General features: G+C 62.7%; 17 protein-coding genes and 1 tRNA gene. 8 read left to right on the top strand and 10 right to left on the bottom strand.

Annotated features, from left to right (window positions below; genetic code table 11):
• Positions 1 to 70 precede the first annotated feature (70 nt).
• The 3 genes from fadA to NP534_RS00320 all read right to left on the bottom strand — a co-directional run bounded on the left by fadA (position 71) and on the right by NP534_RS00320 (position 4,361).
• Positions 71 to 1,246: an acetyl-CoA C-acyltransferase FadA gene (gene fadA, locus NP534_RS00330; RefSeq protein WP_033700424.1), complete on the bottom strand. Its 1,176-nt coding sequence runs from the start codon at positions 1,244 to 1,246 to the stop codon at positions 71 to 73.
• 34 nt (positions 1,247 to 1,280) lie between these two features.
• Positions 1,281 to 3,428, bottom strand: coding sequence for a fatty acid oxidation complex subunit alpha FadB (fadB, locus tag NP534_RS00325; protein WP_047583293.1), 2,148 nt, complete (start codon positions 3,426 to 3,428; stop codon positions 1,281 to 1,283).
• 495 nt (positions 3,429 to 3,923) lie between these two features.
• Complete coding sequence (locus tag NP534_RS00320; RefSeq protein WP_274097380.1) at positions 3,924 to 4,361, bottom strand: hypothetical protein; 438 nt, start codon at positions 4,359 to 4,361, stop codon at positions 3,924 to 3,926.
• A gap of 110 nt (positions 4,362 to 4,471) precedes the next feature.
• Between NP534_RS00320 and NP534_RS00315 the strand changes: the two genes are divergently transcribed.
• Positions 4,472 to 4,912 carry a universal stress protein gene (locus NP534_RS00315; RefSeq protein WP_186654027.1) on the top strand — a complete coding sequence of 147 codons (441 nt, stop codon included), beginning with the start codon at positions 4,472 to 4,474 and terminating at the stop codon, positions 4,910 to 4,912.
• A 64-nt stretch (positions 4,913 to 4,976) separates the two neighbouring features.
• Here the strand turns inward: NP534_RS00315 and NP534_RS00310 are convergent, their stop codons facing one another.
• Complete coding sequence (locus NP534_RS00310) at positions 4,977 to 6,905, bottom strand: ATP-binding cassette domain-containing protein (RefSeq protein ID WP_274097379.1); 1,929 nt, start codon at positions 6,903 to 6,905, stop codon at positions 4,977 to 4,979.
• A 221-nt stretch (positions 6,906 to 7,126) separates the two neighbouring features.
• Between NP534_RS00310 and NP534_RS00305 the strand changes: the two genes are divergently transcribed.
• Complete coding sequence (locus NP534_RS00305) at positions 7,127 to 9,055, top strand: transglycosylase SLT domain-containing protein (RefSeq protein ID WP_274097378.1); 1,929 nt, start codon at positions 7,127 to 7,129, stop codon at positions 9,053 to 9,055.
• A 71-nt stretch (positions 9,056 to 9,126) separates the two neighbouring features.
• On the opposite strand, the gene NP534_RS00300 is transcribed toward NP534_RS00305, so the two are convergent.
• Together NP534_RS00300 and NP534_RS00295 are read right to left on the bottom strand one after the other, a co-directional pair.
• A complete protein-coding gene (locus tag NP534_RS00300; RefSeq protein WP_274097377.1) occupies positions 9,127 to 9,927 on the bottom strand; it encodes an MOSC domain-containing protein in 801 nt (266 codons plus the stop codon).
• A 55-nt stretch (positions 9,928 to 9,982) separates the two neighbouring features.
• Positions 9,983 to 10,918, bottom strand: a complete 936-nt coding sequence (locus NP534_RS00295) for a chemotaxis protein CheV (RefSeq protein WP_274097376.1) — start codon at positions 10,916 to 10,918, stop codon at positions 9,983 to 9,985.
• 349 nt (positions 10,919 to 11,267) lie between these two features.
• On the opposite strand from NP534_RS00295, the gene NP534_RS00290 reads away from it, so the two are divergent.
• The 3 genes from NP534_RS00290 (at position 11,268) to NP534_RS00280 (ending at position 13,700) form a co-directional block, all read left to right on the top strand.
• Positions 11,268 to 11,768 carry a histidine kinase gene (locus NP534_RS00290; protein ID WP_274097375.1) on the top strand — a complete coding sequence of 167 codons (501 nt, stop codon included), beginning with the start codon at positions 11,268 to 11,270 and terminating at the stop codon, positions 11,766 to 11,768.
• A gap of 386 nt (positions 11,769 to 12,154) precedes the next feature.
• On the top strand, positions 12,155 to 13,051 hold the full coding sequence (locus NP534_RS00285) for a sensor histidine kinase (protein WP_274097374.1): 897 nt from the start codon (positions 12,155 to 12,157) through the stop codon (positions 13,049 to 13,051).
• Positions 13,041 to 13,700: a response regulator gene (locus tag NP534_RS00280; protein ID WP_274097373.1), complete on the top strand. Its 660-nt coding sequence runs from the start codon at positions 13,041 to 13,043 to the stop codon at positions 13,698 to 13,700. The genes NP534_RS00285 and NP534_RS00280 overlap by 11 nt, the downstream gene beginning before the upstream one ends.
• Here NP534_RS00280 and yegS read toward each other — a convergent pair.
• The gene (gene yegS, locus NP534_RS00275) at positions 13,684 to 14,571 is read right to left on the bottom strand and encodes a lipid kinase YegS (protein WP_274097372.1); all 888 of its coding nucleotides are present in this window, start codon (positions 14,569 to 14,571) and stop codon (positions 13,684 to 13,686) included. The genes NP534_RS00280 and yegS overlap by 17 nt on opposite strands.
• 314 nt (positions 14,572 to 14,885) lie before the next feature.
• Here yegS and NP534_RS00270 point away from each other — a divergent pair, with 314 nt between their 5' ends.
• Positions 14,886 to 16,133 carry a glycosyltransferase family 4 protein gene (locus tag NP534_RS00270; RefSeq protein WP_274097371.1) on the top strand — a complete coding sequence of 416 codons (1,248 nt, stop codon included), beginning with the start codon at positions 14,886 to 14,888 and terminating at the stop codon, positions 16,131 to 16,133.
• On the opposite strand, the gene NP534_RS00265 is transcribed toward NP534_RS00270, so the two are convergent.
• Both NP534_RS00265 and moaB read right to left on the bottom strand, forming a co-directional pair.
• Positions 16,122 to 17,348 (bottom strand): molybdopterin molybdotransferase MoeA, encoded by a 1,227-nt coding sequence (locus tag NP534_RS00265; protein ID WP_186653996.1) that lies wholly within the window; start codon positions 17,346 to 17,348, stop codon positions 16,122 to 16,124. The genes NP534_RS00270 and NP534_RS00265 overlap by 12 nt on opposite strands.
• A complete protein-coding gene (moaB, locus tag NP534_RS00260; RefSeq protein ID WP_033700442.1) occupies positions 17,332 to 17,871 on the bottom strand; it encodes a molybdenum cofactor biosynthesis protein B in 540 nt (179 codons plus the stop codon). Before moaB ends, NP534_RS00265 begins: the two co-directional genes overlap by 17 nt.
• A gap of 187 nt (positions 17,872 to 18,058) precedes the next feature.
• Between moaB and NP534_RS00255 the strand changes: the two genes are divergently transcribed.
• On the top strand, positions 18,059 to 18,280 hold the full coding sequence (locus NP534_RS00255; protein ID WP_027596642.1) for a YgdI/YgdR family lipoprotein: 222 nt from the start codon (positions 18,059 to 18,061) through the stop codon (positions 18,278 to 18,280).
• Positions 18,281 to 18,361: 81 nt separating this feature from the next.
• Positions 18,362 to 18,438 (top strand) — tRNA-Pro (locus NP534_RS00250).
• A gap of 87 nt (positions 18,439 to 18,525) precedes the next feature.
• Here NP534_RS00250 and mqo read toward each other — a convergent pair.
• A complete protein-coding gene (gene mqo, locus NP534_RS00245) occupies positions 18,526 to 20,094 on the bottom strand; it encodes a malate dehydrogenase (quinone) (RefSeq protein ID WP_095064883.1) in 1,569 nt (522 codons plus the stop codon).
• Between the last annotated feature and the right edge of the window lie 80 nt (positions 20,095 to 20,174).

Raw genomic sequence — 20,174 nt, 5'->3', positions numbered from 1 at the left:
CCCTCTTGAACAAATCTTGTAAAAAACAAAAACCGGGGCACATGGCCCCGGCTGCTGTCCCGCAACGCGATCAGACGCGTTCGAAGACAGTGGTGATGCCCTGGCCGAGGCCGACGCACATGGTGGCGACCCCCAGAGTACCGCCGTTCTGCTTCATGACGTTGAGCAGGGTGCCGGAAATCCGTGCCCCAGAGCAACCGAACGGGTGGCCCAAAGCAATGGCGCCGCCGTGCAGGTTAACCTTCTCATCCATCTTGTCGAGCACTTTCAAATCTTTGAGCACTGGCAGGGCCTGTGCAGCGAAGGCTTCGTTGAGCTCGATGAAGTCGATATCGGCCATGGTCAGGCCGGCGCGCTTGAGGGCTTTCTGGGTCGCCGGCACCGGGCCGTAGCCCATGATCGCCGGGTCGACACCGGCCACGGCCATCGAGCGAAGCACCGCCAATGGCTGGATGCCCAGGTCCATGGCACGCTGGCCAGACATTACGATCATGCACGAAGCGCCGTCGGTGATCTGCGACGAAGTACCGGCGGTAACGGTGCCACCTTTGGGGTTGAACGCCGGCTTGAGCGAGGCCAGCCCTTCGAGGGTGGTTTCCGGGCGAATGGTCTCGTCGAAATCGAAGACCTTCAGGAAGCCGTTCTCGTCATAACCCTGCATCGGGATGATCTCGTCCTTGAACTTGCCTTCGACCGTCGCCTTGTGGGCGAGCTGGTGCGAACGCAGGCCGAACAAATCTTGCTGTTCGCGGCTGATGCCATGCATTTTGCCGAGCATCTCTGCAGTCAGGCCCATCATCCCGGAAGCCTTGGCGGCATGCAAGGACAGGTGCGGGTTGGGGTCGACGCCATGCATCATGCTGACGTGGCCCATGTGCTCGACACCCCCGACCACGAACACATCGCCATTGCCAGTCATGATTGCCTGGGCGGCGGTGTGCAGCGCACTCATCGACGACCCGCACAGACGGCTGACGGTCTGCGCCGCCGACGTATGCGGGATCGGGGTCATCAGCGAGGCCATGCGGGCGACGTTCCAGCCCTGCTCCAGGGTCTGGTTGACGCAGCCCCAGATCACATCCTCGACCTCTTTAGGGTCGACCTTGCCGTTGCGTTCCAGCAGCTTGGTGATCAGGTGCGCCGACATGTCTTCGGCGCGCGTGTTGCGGTGCATGCCACCCTTGGAGCGGCCCATTGGTGTGCGACCGAAGTCGACAATCACCACGTCTCTTGGATTGAGGCTCATATCAAATCTCTCGCTCTACTCTTGCGTTGGCCGCTCAGTTGAAGAAACGCTGGCCGCTCTTGGCCATTTCGCGCAGCTTCGCGGTCGGGTGGTACAGCGGCCCCAGGTCGGCGTACTGATCGGCCAGGGCGACGAATTCGGCGACACCGATCGAGTCGATGTAGCGCAGCGCACCGCCGCGGAACGGAGGGAAGCCAATGCCGTAGACCAGACCCATGTCAGCTTCGGCGGCGGTCTCGACAATGCCGTCTTCCAGGCAGCGCACGGTCTCCAGGCACAGCGGGACCATCATCCAGTTGATGATGTCGTCGTCGCTGACTTCACGTTGCTCGAACACGATCGGCTTGAGCACGTCGAGCACGGCGGCATCGAACACCTTCTTCGGCTTGCCGCGCTTGTCGGTCTCGTAGGCGTAGAAGCCTTTGCCGTTCTTCTGGCCCAGGCGGTTGGCCTCGTACAGGGCGTCTACCGCCGAGCGGCGCTCGTCTTTCATGCGGTCCGGGAAGCCCTCGGCCATGACGTCGCGGCCGTGGTGGCCGGTGTCGATGCCGACCACGTCCATCAGGTACGCAGGGCCCATGGGCCAGCCGAAGCGTTCCATGACTTTGTCGATACGCACGAAGTCGACACCAGCGCTGACCAGCTTGGCGAAGCCGCCGAAGTACGGGAACAGCACGCGGTTGACCAAAAAGCCCGGGCAGTCGTTGACCACGATCGGGTTCTTGCCCATCTTCTTGGCGTAGGCCACGGTGGTGGCAACCGCCACATCACTGGACTTCTCGCCACGAATCACTTCGACCAGCGGCATCATATGCACCGGGTTGAAGAAGTGCATGCCGACGAAGTTCTCGGGGCGCTTGAGCGCCTTTGCCAGCAGGTTGATGGAGATGGTCGAGGTGTTGGACGCGAGGATGGCGTCCTCTTTCACCTGGCCTTCGACTTCTGCCAGCACGGCTTGCTTGACCTTCGGGTTCTCGACCACGGCCTCGACGACGATATCGACGTTGGCGAAATCACCATAGGACAGGGTCGGACGGATGGCATTGAGTGCTTCAGCCATCTTCGCCGGGGTCAGGCGGCCCTTCTCGACGCGATTGCCCAGCAGCTTGGAGGCTTCGTTCAAGCCCAGCTGGATGGCGTCTTCGCGGATGTCCTTCATCAGAATCGGCGTGCCCTTGACCGCCGATTGGTAGGCAATGCCGCCACCCATGATGCCGGCGCCGAGCACGGCAGCCTGCTTCACGTCATGGGCGATTTCGTCATGGGCCTTGGCCTTGCGCTTGAGCTCCTGGTCGTTCAGGAACAGGCCGATCAGGCTCTCGGCAACCGAGGTCTTGGCCAGCTTGGCAAAGCCTGCGGCCTCGATTTCCAGGGCTTTGTCACGGCCGAAGTTGGCGGCTTTCTGAATGCTCTTGATCGCTTCGACCGGCGCTGGGTAGTTCGGCCCAGCCTGGCCTGCGACGAAGCCCTTGGCCGTCTCGAATGCCATCATCTGCTCGATGGCATTGAGCTTGAGTTTTTCCAGTTTCGGCTGGCGCTTGGCCTTGTAGTCCAGTTCGCCGCTGATGGCGCGCTTGATCAGGTCAAGGGCACCAGCCTGCAGCAGCTCCGGGGCGACCACGGCGTCGACGGCGCCTACTTTCAGGGCGTCTTCGGCGCGGTTTTCCTTGCCGGCGGCAATCCACTCGACAGCGTTGTCCGAGCCGATCAGGCGTGGCAGGCGCACAGTACCGCCAAAGCCTGGATAGATACCCAGTTTGACTTCAGGCAGGCCAATCTTGGCGCTGCTGGACATGACCCGGTAATCGGCGGCGAGGCACATTTCCAGGCCGCCGCCCAGGGCGATGCCGTTGATGGCGGCTACGGTCGGCACTTCGAGGTCTTCGAAGGCGTTGAAGATACGGTTGGCTTCCAGGTTGCCGGCGACCAGTTCGGCCTCGGGCAGCTTGAAGTTGTCGACGAACTCGGTGATGTCGGCGCCGACGATGAACACGTCCTTGCCACTGCTGACGATTACGCCTTTGACCGAAGCGTCGGCCTTGATGGCATCGACGGCCTGGCGAAGCTCGTTCAGGGTCAGGCGGTTGAATTTGTTGACGGACTCACCCTTGAGGTCGAACTTGAGTTCGACGATGCCACTTTCAAGAGCCTTAACCGTGATGGCTTTACCTTCGTAAATCATCAACTGATCTCCACGATATGGAAGCTAACTGTACACGCCGGTCGCTGCTGCCCAGGCAGGCCATGTGGCCCTGCCCCAGGCACACCCGTCAGCGCGCTAGTCGGGACTATGAACGAGCCGTGTGACATACAAACGCTCAATTCATACGCCCGTTTGATTTGGGTGTGCACACATTCTCCGAAAAGATCAGCGTTGTCAAATGCTCACGCACAGAGTGAAAACACGACTTTCCGGTCATTTTGTAGCGTCTGGGTACAAAGCATGACGTCAGTGATCACGGGGCATTCATGTCAGCGATTGACCACGAGAAGGAGGGCATGACCCTGCGGGGGAAGATTTTTCCGGCATTTCACTGGCAGCCGACTACACTGCCAATGGCTTCAAGCATTCCCGGCCTGCCTGGCCTTTTCTGCGCAGCAGAACGCAAAGCGGCGACTTGGCACCCCACCCCTTAAGGGGCTCTGCCAAGCCGCCGCTTTGTCGTTAAGCAATGTGTCAGGCGAGTGTTTCGAGGACCTGGGCAATATCCTGCAATACAGATTTATCGCCCCGCTCGGTCCAGTACAAGGCGATCATGCGCGGGTCGGCTTCGACCTTGTAGACGCTGGCGGGCAAGCGCGCAAAGGCCTCGGCAAGGCGCGGGTCCTCACACGGCTCGCGCCACTGGTTCCACCACACGCCCGGCGTAACCTGCCAGTAACAGAAGCTGTCCTCACGCCCCCGGCGCCGTGCGCGATGGTACTGCGGGCAGGGGCTTGGCGGCTCCTTTTCCAGCCAGTGCGGCCACTGCTGGGGCGCCAGCTGCATGGCCAGCCCCATGCGCCGCGCTTCCAGGCGCAGGTTCATCTGCTCGCTCTGCTTGCGCGACGTGCGCAACCAGGAAAGCGGGCTGAGAATCAGCGCAAGGATTGACACCACCAGCAATACCGTCATATCAGTAGACCCCATAAAGCGTTGCAAATGAGCTGGTTAGCCATTTTTCACGGAAGACCCGCCCGAAAGCGACCATACTTCTTCTATCGCGATTGTCAGGAGTACCGCTCATGTCCTACGAACATCTTCTGGTTGCTGTCGACCTGACCGAGGAGTGCGACCCGGTGATCAAGCGTGCCATGGCGCTGGCAGCGCCGTACAACGCCAAGGTCTCGCTGGTGCACATCGTCGAACCCATGGCCATGGCTTTTGGCGGTGACGTCCCCATGGACCTGTCGCAACTGCAGCAACAGCAGTTCGACCAGGCCAAAGAGCGCATGGACCGCCTGTTCAACAAGTACCCGGACATCAAGCGCGGCGATTCGCACCTGACCTACGGCCAGCCACGCCAGGAAATCCACCAACTGGCCAAGGACCAGAAGTGCGACCTGATCGTCGTGGGCAGCCACGGCCGGCATGGCCTGGCGTTGCTGCTGGGCTCCACCGCCAACGATGTACTGCACGGCGCACCCTGCGATGTGCTGGCGGTGCGCCTGCTGAAGAAGGAATGAGTTGACCTGTGCCAGCTTCTTCGCGGGTTTACCCGCGAAGAAGCCAGTGCAGATCAAAAGCTGATCACCCTTCCAGCTCGGCCCAGCGCTCTACCAGCGCATCCAGCTCTGCCTGCAACTGCTCGATCTTGGCCAGCACTGCGGTGGTCTCTTCGATCGACCGCTGATAGAAACCTGGCGCATTGACCTCTTCCTGGGCCGCCGCCATGCGCTGTTCGACCTCGTCGATCTGCCCAGGCAGCATCTCCAGCTCACGCTGCAGCTTGTAGCTGAGCTTCTTCTTCGAGGCATCGGCAGCAGCCGCCACCGGCGCCGGTGCCGCTTGCACTTCCTGCTTCTCGACCACCGCGCTGTTGAGTTCGGACTTGCCGCCCTTGCTCTCGGTTACCCCCAGCAGCTTGGGCGAACCGCCCTGACGGATCCAGTCCTCATAGCCGCCGACATACTCGCGCACCTTGCCCCCACCTTCGAACACCAGGGTGCTGGTGACGACGTTGTCGAGGAAGGCCCGGTCGTGGCTGACCATCAGCACCGTGCCCTTGTAGTTGGCCAGCACCTCTTCCAGCAATTCGAGGGTTTCCACGTCCAGGTCGTTGGTCGGTTCGTCGAGCACCAGCAGGTTGGCCGGCTTACTGAACAGTTTGGCCAGCAGCAAACGAGCACGCTCGCCACCCGACAGCGCCTTGACCGGGGTACGGGCACGCTGGGGGCTGAACAGGAAGTCGCCCAGGTAGCTCAGCACGTGGCGGTTCTGGCCATCGATCTCGATGAAGTCACGGCCTTCGGCCAGGTTGTCGATCACGGTTTTTTCCAGATCGAGCTGATGGCGCATCTGGTCGAAATACGCCACTTCCAGCTTGGTGCCACGCTCGATCTTGCCCGAGGTCGGCTCCAGGTCGCCGAGCATCAGCTTGAGCAAGGTGGTCTTGCCGGTACCGTTGGCACCCAGCAGGCCGATGCGATCCTGGCGCTGCAGGACCATGGAGAAGTCCTTGACCAGCATCGGGCCTTCGGCATGGGCGAAGCTGACGTTCTCCAGCACCATGACCTGCTTGCCGGACTTGTCGGCCGCTTCGATCTGGATGTTCGCCTTGCCCTGACGCTCACGGCGCTCGCCGCGTTCAACGCGCAAGGCCTTGAGGGCACGCACACGCCCTTCGTTGCGGGTACGGCGGGCCTTGATGCCCTGGCGGATCCACACCTCTTCCTGGGCCAGGCGCTTGTCGAACAGCGCGTTGGCGGTTTCTTCCGCAGCCAGCGCGGCTTCCTTGTGCACCAGGAAGCTGGCGTAGTCGCCGTTCCAGTCGATCAGGCCACCGCGGTCCAGTTCGAGGATGCGGGTCGCGAGGTTTTGCAGGAAGGAGCGGTCGTGGGTGATGAACAGCACCGCACCATTGAACCCGCGCAGCGCCTCTTCAAGCCAGGCGATCGCACCGATGTCCAGGTGGTTGGTCGGTTCGTCGAGCAGCAGCAGGTCAGGCTCGGACACCAGCGCCTGGGCCAGCAGCACGCGGCGGCGCCAGCCACCGGACAGCTCGGCCAGGGTCTTGTCGGCGGGCAGTTGCAGGCGGCTCAGGGTGCTATCCACCACTTGCTGCAGGCGCCAGCCGTCACGGGCTTCGAGCTCGTGCTGAACGTGCATGAGTTTTTCCAGGTCTTCGTCGCCCTGGATGTTCTGGCTCAGGTGGTGGAACTCGGCCAGCAGCGCACCCACCCCGTCAAGGCCCTCGGCCACCACATCGAACACGCTGCGCTCGTCGGCCAGCGGCAACTCTTGCGGCAGCTCGCCGATTTTCAGGCCCGGGGCGCGCCAGATCTCGCCGTCGTCGCCTTTCTGTTCGCCCTTGACCAGGCGCATCATGCTCGACTTGCCGGTGCCGTTGCGGCCGATGATGCACACCCGCTCACCACGAGCGATCTGCCAGGACACTTTGTCCAGCAGCGGCATGGCGCCGAATGCGAGGGACACATCGCTGAATTTGAGCAGGGTCATATTGGTCTCCAGAAATCGGGCGCGCATTCTACCTGACTTGGGGCCCGAGGGCATTAAGTTGACCACCCTGCGAGGGCTTTACGACATCTGGTCGAACTTAATGTCTTGATACAAGCACTGTGCTTTCATCTGCCGCCGGCAAACGGCTAAGCTAAGGCCATAGCTTCCAACAGTGCTGGCTTCGCCGTCACTTCCCCATGGTTCAACTGCCCGGACGTATCATGCGCAGCCGCCTGTTACAGATTGCATCCTGCCTGCTGCTTACCGCCGCCACCGCCAGCGCGGCGCAGGCCCTCGACCTCACTCAACAACGCCAGTACTACGACGAGGCCAAGCGCGCCCTGGCCAAGGGCGACAAAGGCCCTTACCTGCGCTATGCCCAACAGTTGCGCGACTACCCGCTGACGCCTTACCTCACGTACGACGAGCTGACCGCGCGCCTGAAAAGCGCCAGCAACGAAGAAATCGAAGGGTTCCTGGCCAAGCATGGCGACCTGCCCCAGTCCAACTGGATGAAACTGCGCTGGTTGCGCTGGCTGGCCGAGCGCGGCGAATGGAATACCTTCGTCAAGTACTACGACCCCAAACTCAATTTCACCGAACTGGACTGCCTCAACGGCCAGTACCAGTTGAGCCACGGCCTGCGCGCCGAAGGCTATGCCACGGCCGACAAGCTGTGGAACGTCGGCAAGTCGCAACCGGCGGCCTGTGACACGCTGTTCGGCATGTGGGCCGCCGAGGGCCAACTGACCGAGGCCAAGCGCTGGAACCGCGCCAAACTGGCGGCACAGGCACGCAACTATGGCCTGGCCAACAACCTGGTCAAGACCTTGACCACCCTCGGCCCGCAAGGGCGTCTGCTGATCGACGTGGCGCAAAAGCCCGAGCTGCTCAACCAGCCATCGCGCTTCAGCCCGGTCAACGAAGCCATGTCCGACGTGGTCAGCCTCGGCCTGCGCCGCCTGGCCCGGCAGGACCCGGAGCGGGCCATGGGGCTGCTCGATGACTACGCCCAGCGCATGCACTTCTCGCGCGATGAAAAGGTCGCCATCGCCCGCGAAATCGGCCTGACCCTCGCGCGCCGCTACGACCCTCGCGCGCTCGACCTGATGACCCGCTACGACCCCGAGCTGCGTGACAACACCGTCAGCGAATGGCGCCTGCGCCTGCTGCTGCGCCTGGGCCGCTGGGAGGATGCCTACGAGCTGACCAAACGCCTGCCCCAGGACCTGGCCAGCAGTAGCCGCTGGAAGTACTGGCAAGCCCGCAGCCTTGAGCTGGCCCAGCCGAACAACCCGCAGGTCACCCTGCTGTACAAGACCGTGGCGCGCGAGCGGGATTTCTATGGGTTCCTTGCAGCCGACCGGGCGCAGACCCCCTACCAGTTGAACAACAAGCCACTGGCACTGAGCCCGCAACTGGTCAGCAAGGTGCGCAACACCCCGGGCATCCAGCGCGCGCTGGAATTCCATGCCCGCGGGCAGATCGTCGATGGGCGCCGCGAGTGGTACCACGTCAGCCGCCACTTCAACCGCGACGAGATGGTCGCCCAGGCACGCCTGGCCTACGACCTGCGCTGGTACTTCCCGGCCATCCGCACCATCAGCCAGGCGAAGTACTGGGATGACCTGGATATCCGCTTCCCGATGGCCCACCGCGACACCCTGGTGCGCGAGGCCAAGGTCCGTGGGCTGCATTCAAGCTGGGTGTTTGCCATCACCCGCCAGGAAAGCGCCTTCATGGAAGATGCACGCTCCAGCGTGGGCGCCAGCGGCCTCATGCAACTGATGCCGGCCACCGCCAAGGAAACCGCGCGCAAGTTCAGCATCCCGCTGGCCTCGCCTGCGCAGGTGTTCAACCCGGACAAGAATATCCAGTTGGGGGCCGCGTACCTGAGCCAGGTGCACAGCCAGTTCAATGGCAACCGGGTACTGGCTTCTGCGGCCTATAACGCAGGCCCCGGGCGGGTACGCCAGTGGCTCAAGGGCGCCAAGCATTTGAGCTTCGATGTCTGGGTCGAATCGATACCCTTCGATGAGACACGTCAGTATGTGCAGAACGTGCTGTCGTATTCGGTGATCTACGGGCAGAAGCTCAACTCGCCGCAGCCGCTGGTGGATTGGCACGAGCGGTACTTCGACGATATGTAGCTGCGTCGGGGTCGTGTAGGGGCCGCTTAGCGGCCCTTTCCGACCGGTCCGACGCCCCGGCAAGGCCGCACCTACAAGACCTCGACTTCCATGCCTACTTCCAGCACGCCACTGCCATCCACGGCCAGGTTCTGGCCGAACAACACATCCCCCTCCTTCTCGCGGAAGGTCTTGAGCGTGGTCATCGGCTCGCGGTCTGCGCTGCGCTCGCCGGTCAACGGGTCGATCGTGGTGAAAATGCAACGCACGCTGGGCTTGAGCACTCGAAACTCCAGCGCGCCGATGCGAATCCGCTTCCAGCCATCCTCGGCAAACGGCTCTGCACCCTGCACCACCAGATTCGGCCTGAACCGCAGCATCTCCATCGGCCGGCCAATGCGCCGGTTCAGTTCGTCCAACGAACCCTGGCCGATCAACAGCAGCGGAAAACCATCCGGAAACGCCGCACGGTCACTGTTGAGGCCATAACCATTGGGCAGATAACGCGCCCGCTGTTCCGGGCAATAGACCAGCCGCACGTCCTTGCCAAGTAGCGCCGACAGCCACAGCGCTGCCGCCTCGCCGGCATCCGGTACCCGCAGGGTGTCACGCCAGAGGGTCACCCCCCGCAGGTCGTCGTCTGCAAGCGGTACGCGCACGCGAAGTGGCGCCTGCCCTGGGGCCTCCAGCAACAACTGCCCGGCAGCATCGTAGCTCGCCCTGAGCTGGCCGAGCTGTGGCCAGGCACGCTGGGTGAGAAAGCGGCCATTGTCTGCCTCCACCACCATCCAGCGGCGGTCACCCAACAACCCCAATTGGCCAACCGGTGACGCCTGCAGGCTTTGCGCCCGCCCCGACTTCACCGGGTACCGATACAACTCACTCAGAAACATCCCTGCCGCCTCGCGTCATTCAAAACGCCAAGCTTATACCCCGCAGGGCCCGGTATCACGCAGTAGCGGAATCCAGCAGCAGCCGCTGCTTGACCACCTCGACCAGACGATCCGGCTGGAACTTGGACAAGAAGTTGTCACAGCCAACCTTCTTGACCATGGACTCGTTGAAACTGCCCGACAACGAGGTGTGCAGCACCACGTAGAGCTGACGCAGGCGGGCATCGCTGCGGATCTCGGTGGTCAACCGGTAGCCGTCCATCTCCGGCATTTCGGCATCGGTGAACACCATCAGCAGCTTCTCGCAAACATCCTCACCGGCATCGGCCCAGCTCTTGAGCAGGCGCAAGGCTTTCAGGCCATCGCTGGCCACGTGCAGCTTCATGCCCAGTTGCGACAGGGTGTCGCGCAACTGCGCCAGGGCTACGCTGGAGTCGTCCACCAGCAGCACTTCACGCCCTCTGGCGCGAGCCAGCACCGGGTCGGCGAGGCGTTCGCCGGAGACCTTGGCGTTGTAGGGCACGATTTCAGCCAGCACCTTCTCCACATCAATCACTTCGACCAGTTGCTCGTCGACTTTGGTGATGGCGGTGAGGTAGTGCTGGCGCCCGGCACTGGTAGGCGGCGGCATGATCGCTTCCCAGTTCATGTTGACGATGCGGTCCACGCCACCCACCAGGAAGGCCTGCACCGAGCGGTTGTATTCCGTCACGATGATGGTGCTGTTCGGCCCAGGCTGCAGCGGGCGCATACCAATCGCCTGGGACAGGTCGATCACCGGCAAGGTCTGCCCACGCAGGTTGACCACCCCGCAGACGAAGGCATGGCGCTGCGGCATCAACGTCAGCTTCGGCAGTTGCAGCACTTCCTGCACCTTGAACACGTTGATCGCGAACAGCTGCCGACCTGCCAGGCGAAACATCAGAATTTCCAGGCGGTTCTCACCCACCAATTGCGTGCGTTGGTCTACCGTGTCGAGAATGCCAGCCATTGGAAGCCCCCAGGCTTGAGTCGAAAAGTTGAGTTCTTCACCCTGTATCGGCGGATTCACGCACACCTTGACCCTTGCTGGAAAATGCCGCCGAGGCAATTGATATCACTTTACCATCATGCTTTACTGCGGGCACTTCACGGTGGTTGTCGGGCGGTTTGCACCTTGTTGCACCCTAGCCGCTCATCAGGGAAACCCTTAGTGGCAATCGGGTGCAACCTGATGTTCGCGATATCCATTAGCCATTAATGTGACACCATTCTCATTGCATGAATGGAGTCAGGCTTTTGCTCGCTATCGTATCGCCGTGTCCGCCCCTTGCTCCCGCTCCTAGCGGCGGAGCGTCCTGATGGACAGTGCCTTATCGTTTGAAGGTGCCCTGCAGGAGTTTCTGCTGGATGCGCAAGTCTTGCTGACCCAGTCCCAAGAGTGCCTGCAGCACCTGGAGCTGATCGACAACGATGCAGACGCCTGCAATTGCCTGAACACCGCTCTCGACACCCTGGCCCGACGTGCCAGCCGCCTGCAACTGTTTGAGGTTGCCCACTACACCACCGTACTGCAGCAACTGCTGGCACCCGCCTGCCAGCAGCAACGCCTGCTGCGTGGGGCCTTGCCGGCGACGGATGCCTGCCTGACTCTGCTGGCCTGGCAACTGGAGCTGACAGACCCCAACACCGGGCAGCTGAACCTCGATAGCGGTGAACAGGTCACGCTGCTCACCGAACTGGCCAGTGTCTTGGAACAACCGCTACCGCAAACGTGTGCCTCGTGCGAAGAACAGGGTAGCCACTGCCTTCACCCACACGCAGACGCTGCCCCCGACACGCGCCCTCGCGCTGCGCATTAACTCACCCGAAGAGCAACTAAGGGCCTTGTTCAAGCCCACGATGGTCTAACTTGGAAGTTCCCCCAAGTGTCGGCCGCAATACCGCTGACATTAACCCGCTAGTTGCTCTGAAAGTGGTTGCCAGCCGAATAACGGATGGCATTTTGCTACTTGCGCTAATCGGACGGACGTCCCGGAATACCCCGTAAACCATGAGGTTTCAAAGCGTTGCCCAGCAGCGACCAACGCCACGCGAAGTGTTACCATGCTCGCCAGCGAATGCCTGCAGTCTGTAACAAGGCTGATTGAGGACGTGACCCGGCAAAACTTCGAAAGTACTGCGCCAAAGCCTCTGGCAAGACGTGTGCAAGGCCTCCATCAGCAACACTTCAGTGGCTTCTCTATTTATGTTCCCACGCTTGAAGACTCCTCTGCGCTGCTGCTCCCGTACTGCCCTGCTGCGCTGGACGACGATAGTATTGTGCGTAGCCTCGGTGGTCGCCAACCTGCTGCTGTACATGGCCGGCCAACCGATGCCAGCCAGCCTGTTGCTGCTGCACGCTGCGGCGATGCTCGGCGTGGGCCTGCAGGTAAGCCTAGGGGCAGGGTCGATCCGCCTGCACCCGGCAGAACTGGCCAAGCGCATGCTCAAGGTTCAAGAGGGCGAGCGCCAGCAGCTGAGCCGCGAACTGCATGACGACATCGGCCAACTGCTCACCGCCGCCAAGCTTCAGTTGCAATGGCTGCAACGGCGGGTGCCCGATGAACTGCACAGCCACTGCGACACCCTGCGCACCACGCTCGACGACGCCCTTGGCAACGTGCGCGATGTTTCCGCCCTGCTCAACCCGCGGCAACTGGCCAGCCTTGGGCTCGAAGCCAGCCTTCGCGCCCACCTGCTGCGCACGCTGGAAAACACCGACGTGCACTGGAGCCTGGCATGCAACCAGCGCCTCAGGGGCATTGACGAAGCCGTCGCGATGGCAGTGTTTCGCATCACCCAGGAGGCCGTGACCAACATGCTGCGCCATGCCCAGGCGCGTAACCTGTCGGTCCGGCTGCAACGCAGCCCCGCCGGGCTTGCCTTGACGATCGAGGACGATGGTCGCGGCTTCGTCCCCGCCAGGTACCCGGCCGCGTCGGGCCACCGTGGCCTGGCTGGCATGCAGGAACGCGTGACAGCCTTGCAAGGCCGCCTGGAGATCACCAGCCAGCCGGGGCTCGGCACGCAGATCGAAGCCCTGTTCCCGTGGCCGCCGCGCACCCGGGAACGCGCCAGGACCTTGACCGCCCATGACCTGTAAACTGTTGCTGGTGGACGACCACTCACTGATCCGCGCCGGGGTGCGCGCACTGGTATCCGACATCCCTGGCTACTGCGTGGTCGGTGAGGCCGACGACGGCAATCTGTTACTTGAGCAGGTGCGCACGCTGGCACCCGATATCGTTTTGCTGGACATCTCCATGCGCTCGACCAGCGGCCTGGATGCCCTGACGCAACTGAGCGCCAGCGGCAGCAGCTGCAAGGTGCTGATCCTGTCGATGCACACCGACCCGGACCTGATCATGCGGGCCCTGGAAAGCGGCGCCCATGGCTACCTGCTCAAGGACACCAGCGCCACCGAACTGGAGCAGGCCCTGTGCGCCCTGCGCAACGGCGAGCGCTACCTCAGCCCGGCAATCGCGCACACGGTCATCAACCAGGCACTGCTGCACACCCAGCATCGCAAGCAACCGAGCGGCGAGCGCCACACCCTGACCGCCCGCCAGCTGGAAATCCTGCGCCTGATCGTGCGGGGCAACTCGACCCGGGAGATCGCCAGCGGCCTGGGGCTTTCGATAAAAACCGTGGAAACCCACCGCTCGCAGATCATGAAACGCCTGCAGATTCACGATGTGGCAGGCCTGGTGCTGTACGCGGTGCGCGAAAAAATCATCAGCCTGGACGACTGAGCAACGGCGACCCGGCCGGCAAGTGCAGGCGCAGCGCCGCTGGCCTTGCCTCGAAGCGCAGGCTATCGGCCTGCAGCGGCTCGCCATCGAGGTTGATGTCCAGGCCCTGCGAGCTCTTGATTTCAACCCACGGCAACCTGGCCCGCACAAACAACCCATCGCCGGCCACCAGGTCACGCAATGCCCCTAGCACCTCTTGCGGCGCCGGCAGGATGGCGATGTCGAGCAGGCCATCGTCAGCCAGCGCATCCGGGCACAGTACCTGGCCACCGCCGGCCTGCCGGCCATTGCCGATAGCCAGGGCCAGCACGTCACCTTGCCAGTGAAAACCCGGGCCCTGCAGCTCTACCGACGCCGCCTGCAACTCGCTGAATCGCGACAACCCCGTGAACAGATAGGCAGCAGCGCCCAGGACCTTTTTCAGGTCCTCGGAGGTGTTGGCCGTGACCTGGCTGCCGAAGCCACCGGTGGCCATATTGAGAAACAACTGATCACCGACCTGCCCCAGGTCGATTGGTTGCGCCGGGTTGTTCAGCAGCGCCAGCGCCTCTGCCGGCTCCAAGGGCACCCCCGCAGCCTTGGCGAAATCATTGGCGGTGCCCAGCGGCATCAGCGCCAGGCTGGCGTCGGTCGCCGCCAGGCCCATGGCCTCTGCCACATCGCGCAAGGTGCCGTCACCGCCCCCGGCGACGATATGGCTGTAGCCGGCTGCCAGTGCTTCGGCCACCAGGCGCTGGGCATCCCCGGCCTCCCAGGTTACCCGCACATCCAGCACCCAGCCGGTCTCGCGCATCGCCAGCACGGCACTGCGCAGCGCTTCGTTCATCGCCTGCTTGCCGTGCAGGATCAACATTGCCTTGCGCCCTTGCATCGCGCTTCTCCGAGAAAAATGACCAACCCTGATCTCGACCACCGACGCACACTGATCGTTGCATACCGAACACAATAAACAATGGATTTCAGCCATTTTCCACACACCCGCCAATGCCCGGCTATGCTCAGAAAATGCACAGTTGACAAGTATTTGACCCAAGCGCTGAAAATCACCCCGCGAGTCAGCATATTGACTCGGTCACCCTTGGGCCCCTATTTCCGATAGCCATGGACGCGCCCCGGCAGCAGTGATCAGCTGACTGCCGATGGGCGCGTCTTTTCATCCGCGATCTGTAGCGAGGATTCCGGGACATGCGCATTCTCTGGACACTGCCCTACCTGCCTTGGCCGACCACCAGCGGCAGCAAGACCCGGCAATACCACCTGATGCGCGCACTCGCCCAGCGTGGCCACCGGATCACCCTGCTGGTGCAGTCCAAGATCCCCTTGAGCGACGCTGCCCGCGAAGCCCTCGAGCCCCTGCTCGAACGGTTGATCGTACTGCCCAGACGTGCCCTGCACAGCCCGCTCAACCTGCTGGCATCACCGATCATCGACTACCCCATGCGGGCGATCATCAATGGCCTGGCGCCTTGCCTCAGGCACCGCTTCGAGCAATTGCTGGACGAGCCCTGGGACGTCATCCAGATCGAGCACAGCTACAGCTTCCAACCGTTCGAGAAGGCCCTGCAGGCCCGCGGCCTGCCCTACATGCTCAGCGAACACACCTTGGAATCGGTCATGGGCGGCGCTCGCCATGACCGCCTGCCGCTGTGGCTGCGCCCGCTCAACGCCTTTGATCGCTGGCGCTACCGGCGCTGGGAGCAACGGGTACTGCGCCAACCCACTGAAGTGGTGGCCGTCAGCAGCCATGACGCCGAGCTGATCGCCCAGATCAGCGGCCGCCCGGTGAACGTGGTGGTCAGTGGCGTGGATTGCGACTTCTATCAGCAGGTGCAACCCTCGCTGCACAGCCAGCGCCTGCTGTTTGTCGGCAACTTCGAATATGGCTCCAACCTGGAGGCCATCGAATGGGCGCTGGAAGAGATCATGCCGCAGGTGTGGATGAGCAACCCGGCAGTGCGCCTGGCCATTGCCGGCCATGCGCTGCCCGCCAGTTGGAGGCTGCACTGGAACGACCCACGCATCGAATGGATCGGTTATCGCCCCGACCTGCGCGAGCTGCAGCGCCGCTCGGCGCTGTTCTTCGCCCCCCTGCTTTATGCCGGGGGTTCCAAGGCCAAGGTGCTCGAAGCGATGGCTGCCGGGCTGCCGGTGATCACCACCAGCAAGGGTGTTTCAGGGCTGGCCGTGAACAACGCTGAGCATTACCTGGGCAGCGACGATGGCGACCAACTGGCGCTGCTGATCACCCAGTTGCTCAACCAGCCGTGGCGCATGGCGCAGTTGAGCGAAGCCGGCCGGCAATTCGCCCGCCAGCGTCACGACTGGAGTGTCGCGGCGCAGCAACTGGAAAACGTCCACATGCGCCTGCACCAGGCACAGCCCACCGACGCTACGCAACTGGCGGGAGGCTGGCTCGGTCGTTCAGCCAAGTAGCTCGCTGAACGGGATAAACGGCACGCTGTCACCCAGCTTGGGCGTGCTGCCTTCGCGCACCTCCACCAAGCCTTCGGCCCAGGCTGCACTGCGCAGCACCCCAGAGCTCTGGTTCTTGTAGATGCGCACCTGGCCATGCTCGATGCGGGCACGCAGGTATTCGCGCCGCATGCCTGGCTTGGGCCAGTCGAAGCCTGCCGGCATGTCGAAGCGCAGCGGCGTGACATCGGCCACACCCTGGCGCCGCAACAGGTACGGCCGCGTCAGCAGGCCAAAGGTGACCAGCGTGGAGGCCGGGTTACCCGGCAGGCCGATCACCGGCACACCGCGGAAATGGCCGAAGGTCAGTGGCTTGCCCGGTTTGATGGCCAGCTTCCACAAGGCCAGTTCGCCCGCTTCCCGCAAGGCGGCCCCGAGGTAATCGGCCTCGCCCACAGAGACACCGCCGGTGGACAGGATCAGGTCAACATCGCCCAGTGCCCCCAGGCATTCACGGGTACGCGCCAGGTCATCGGGCAGAATCCCCGCATCCCGCACCTCGCACCCCAAACGCTGCAACCAGCTGACCAACAGGCGACGGTTGCTGTTGTAGATCTGCCCTGGCCCCAAGGGCAGGCCAGGCTCGATCAGCTCGTCACCGGTAGACAGCACGGCCACGCGCACCTTGCGCACCACGTCCAGGCGGGCCTGGCCGAGGGTTGCAGCCAAGCCTAGCTCGATCGGCCCCAGGCGTGTACCGGCGCTCATCACCTGCTCGCCCTGACGCGTTTCCTGGCCTTGTGGGCGGATGTTCTGGTCGGTTTTCAGTGGTTCGAGGAAGCGTACCCGACCGTCGTCAGTCACGTCGGCGTTTTCCTGCATCTCGACACAGTCAGCGCCGGCCGGCACCGGTGCGCCGGTGAAGATGCGCGCACACGTACCTGGCTGCAGGGGCTGCGGGGCATGGCCGGCAAAGATCCGCTGGCTGACCGGCAAGGGCTCGCCCTGCCAGTCCGCCAGGCGCAGGGCGTAGCCATCCATGGCGCTGTTCGGCCAAGGCGGCAGGTCGAGAGACGCCACCAGGTCGCTGGCCAGCACACGCCCCTCGGCTTCTGCCAACGGCACATTTTCGGTTTCCCGGATCGGTGCAGCCTCTGCCAGCGCAAGCAACCGCGCCAAGGCGTCTTCCACCGGCATCAGCGGCCGGGCCTGATTGACCTCAGCCACGGCTTTCACAGGCCGCTGCCTGCTTCAGGTGTGGCACGAAATTGCACGGGCGATGGCGGGCATCAAGCTGCTCGGCGAGGATGCCGTCCCAGCCGGTGCGCACTGCATTGGTAGAGCCCGGCAGGCAGCAGACCAGCGTGCCATTGGCCAGGCCTGCCAGCGCACGCGACTGTACGGTAGAAGTGCCGATATCGGCCACGGAGATCTGCCGGAACAGCTCACCGAAACCGTCCACCTGCTTGTCCAGCAGGCAGGCCACGGCCTCGGGGGTGCTGTCGCGGCCGGTGAAACCGGTGCCGCCAGTAACCAATACCACCTGCACGCCTTCCTCGGCGATCCAGGTCGCGACCTGGGCGCGAATCTTGTACAGGTCATCCTTGAGCAGCACCCGCGCTGCCAGTTGGTGACCGGCCGCAGTCAGGCGGTCGACGAACAGTTGGCCGGAGGTGTCGGTGTCGAAGGTGCGCGTGTCGCTGACCGTCAGCACGGCAATGTTCAGCGGCACGAAGGGGGTATCTGCCTTGGCTTTCATGAGTGTCCGTCACAAGAAGATGGGATGGCGCATTTATAACACAGCACACCCCCGACACAGCGGCGCCCCCCGTGCCCTTGCCGTTGGTCAATACCCAGGTTTTGCCGCTATGCTGCACTGTAAAGGAACTTGCGCGGACGCCCTGCGTCATAACTGTCATCTAGCACCATCGCACTGGAGAAACACGATGATTCAACGGACCCTTCCCGCCTTTCTGCTTGCCCTGGGCCTGGGCGCCCTCGCGGGCTGCGCATCGCCAACCGTCATTACCCTGAACGATGGTCGCGAGATCCAGGCAGTGGACACCCCTTCGTTCGACGAGGACTCGGGCTTCTACGAATTCGAGCAACTTGATGGCAAGCGTACGCGCCTGAACAAAGACCAGATCCGTACCGTCAAAGAGCTGTGATATGGCCTCCCTTTTTGGCAAACGCCCTTTTAACAACAAGGGCTTGCGTGCAAAAAAGGGATGCAGTAGGATTTCGTTCATCGGAGTGTAGCGCAGCCAGGTAGCGCGTCTCGTTCGGGACGAGAAGGCCGCAGGTTCGAATCCTGTCTCTCCGACCAAATCCTATTCAATAAGCCCGCCTTGCGCGGGCTTTTTGTTGTGCGCGGAAAATGCCCCCTGCATGCACAGGGGGCGACAGGCGCGGCTTACTGCTCGGCCTGCACGGGCACGTACAGCAGTTGCAAACGCTCGCTGCTCCATGCCCGGGTCTGGTTGGTCAGCTCAAGGTTGTTGTTCAGCTTCTGCCCGTAGCTGGGCACGATCTGCTTGAGCCTGGCCTGCCATTCAGGGCTCTTGAGGCGGTCCTTGAAGGTCTTCTCCAGCACCGTCAGCATGATCGGCGCGGCAGTCGAGGCGCCTGGCGAGGCACCCAGCAGCGCGGCGATAGTGCCGTCCTGGGCAGCAACCACTTCAGTGCCGAACTGCAGCACGCCCCCGAGCACCGGGTCCTTCTTGATCACCTGCACGCGCTGGCCGGCTTGCAGCAGCTTCCAGTCCTGGTTCTTGGCATTGGGGAAGTACTCGCGCAGGGCATTCATGCGGTCGTCGAAGCTCAGCATCAATTGCCCCATCAGGTAGGTGCTGAGGTCGATGTTGTCGATGCCGGCGTTCACCATCGGCAGGATGTTGTGGCTGTTCAGCGACGCGAACATGTCCAGCAGCGAGCCGTGCTTGAGGTACTTGGTGGAGAAGGTCGCGAACGGGCCGAACAGCAGCACCTGCTTGCCGTCGATCATGCGCGTGTCCAGGTGCGGGACCGACATCGGCGGTGCACCGACCGACGCCTTGCCGTACAGCTTGGCCTGGTGGCGCGCGACCACGTCCGGGTTGTCGGTCATCAGGAACTGGCCACCCACCGGGAACCCGGCATAGCCTTCAGCTTCGGGGATGCCCGACTTCTGCAACAGCTTGAGCGCGCCACCACCGGCACCGATGAAGACGAACTTGGCGTTGACCGCCACTTCGTTGCCGCCATTGGCCAGGTCGGCCACCACCACCCGCCAGGTGCCGTCATCGTTGCGCACGATGTCACGCACTTCATGGCTGAGGTTCACGCTGACGTTAGGGTTGCGGGTCATCGAGGCGAACAGCTGACGGGTGATCTCGCCAAAGTTCACGTCGGTGCCGATCGCCATGCGCGTGGCTGCGACCTTCTGTTGAGGGTCACGGCCTTCCATCACCAACGGGGCCCATTGGCGGATCTGCTCGTGGTCTTCGCTGATCTGCATGCCACGGAACAGCGAGCTGTGCTGCAGGGCAGCGACGCGCTTGTGGAGGAAGGCAATGTTGTCGTCACCCCACACAAAGCTCATGTGCGGCACGTTGTTGATGAATGTTTTCGGGTTGCTCAGCACGCCTTGCTCGACCTGATAGGCCCAGAACTGCTTGGAGACTTCGAATTGCTCGTTGACCCCCACGGCCTTGCTGATGTCGATACTGCCATCCGTGCCGACACTGGTGTAGTTCAGTTCGCAAAACGCGGAGTGGCCGGTACCGGCGTTGTTCCAGGCGTTGGAGCTTTCTTCGCCGACCTGGTCCATGCGCTCGTAGACGTCAACCTTCCAGTTCGGCTCCAACTCGGTGAGGTAGGTGCCCAAGCTGGCACTCATGATGCCGCCGCCGATCAGCAGGACGTCGACGGTCTTGTCCGGCTCTGCGGGTTTGGAGCAGCCGATGACGCTCAGGCAAAGGAGCGTCAGCAGGATTTTTTTCATTAGAAGCGCAATCCGATTGAAGTGAAGGATTGGCGCGCTAAAGCAGGGAGTGTGCCAACTGGCATTAGACCAATGGCTAA

It is taken from the genome of Pseudomonas sp. 39004 (assembly GCF_028682155.1).
GTDB lineage: Bacteria > Pseudomonadota > Gammaproteobacteria > Pseudomonadales > Pseudomonadaceae > Aquipseudomonas > Aquipseudomonas capeferrum.
This window is presented reverse-complemented; position numbering and strand designations above follow the sequence as displayed.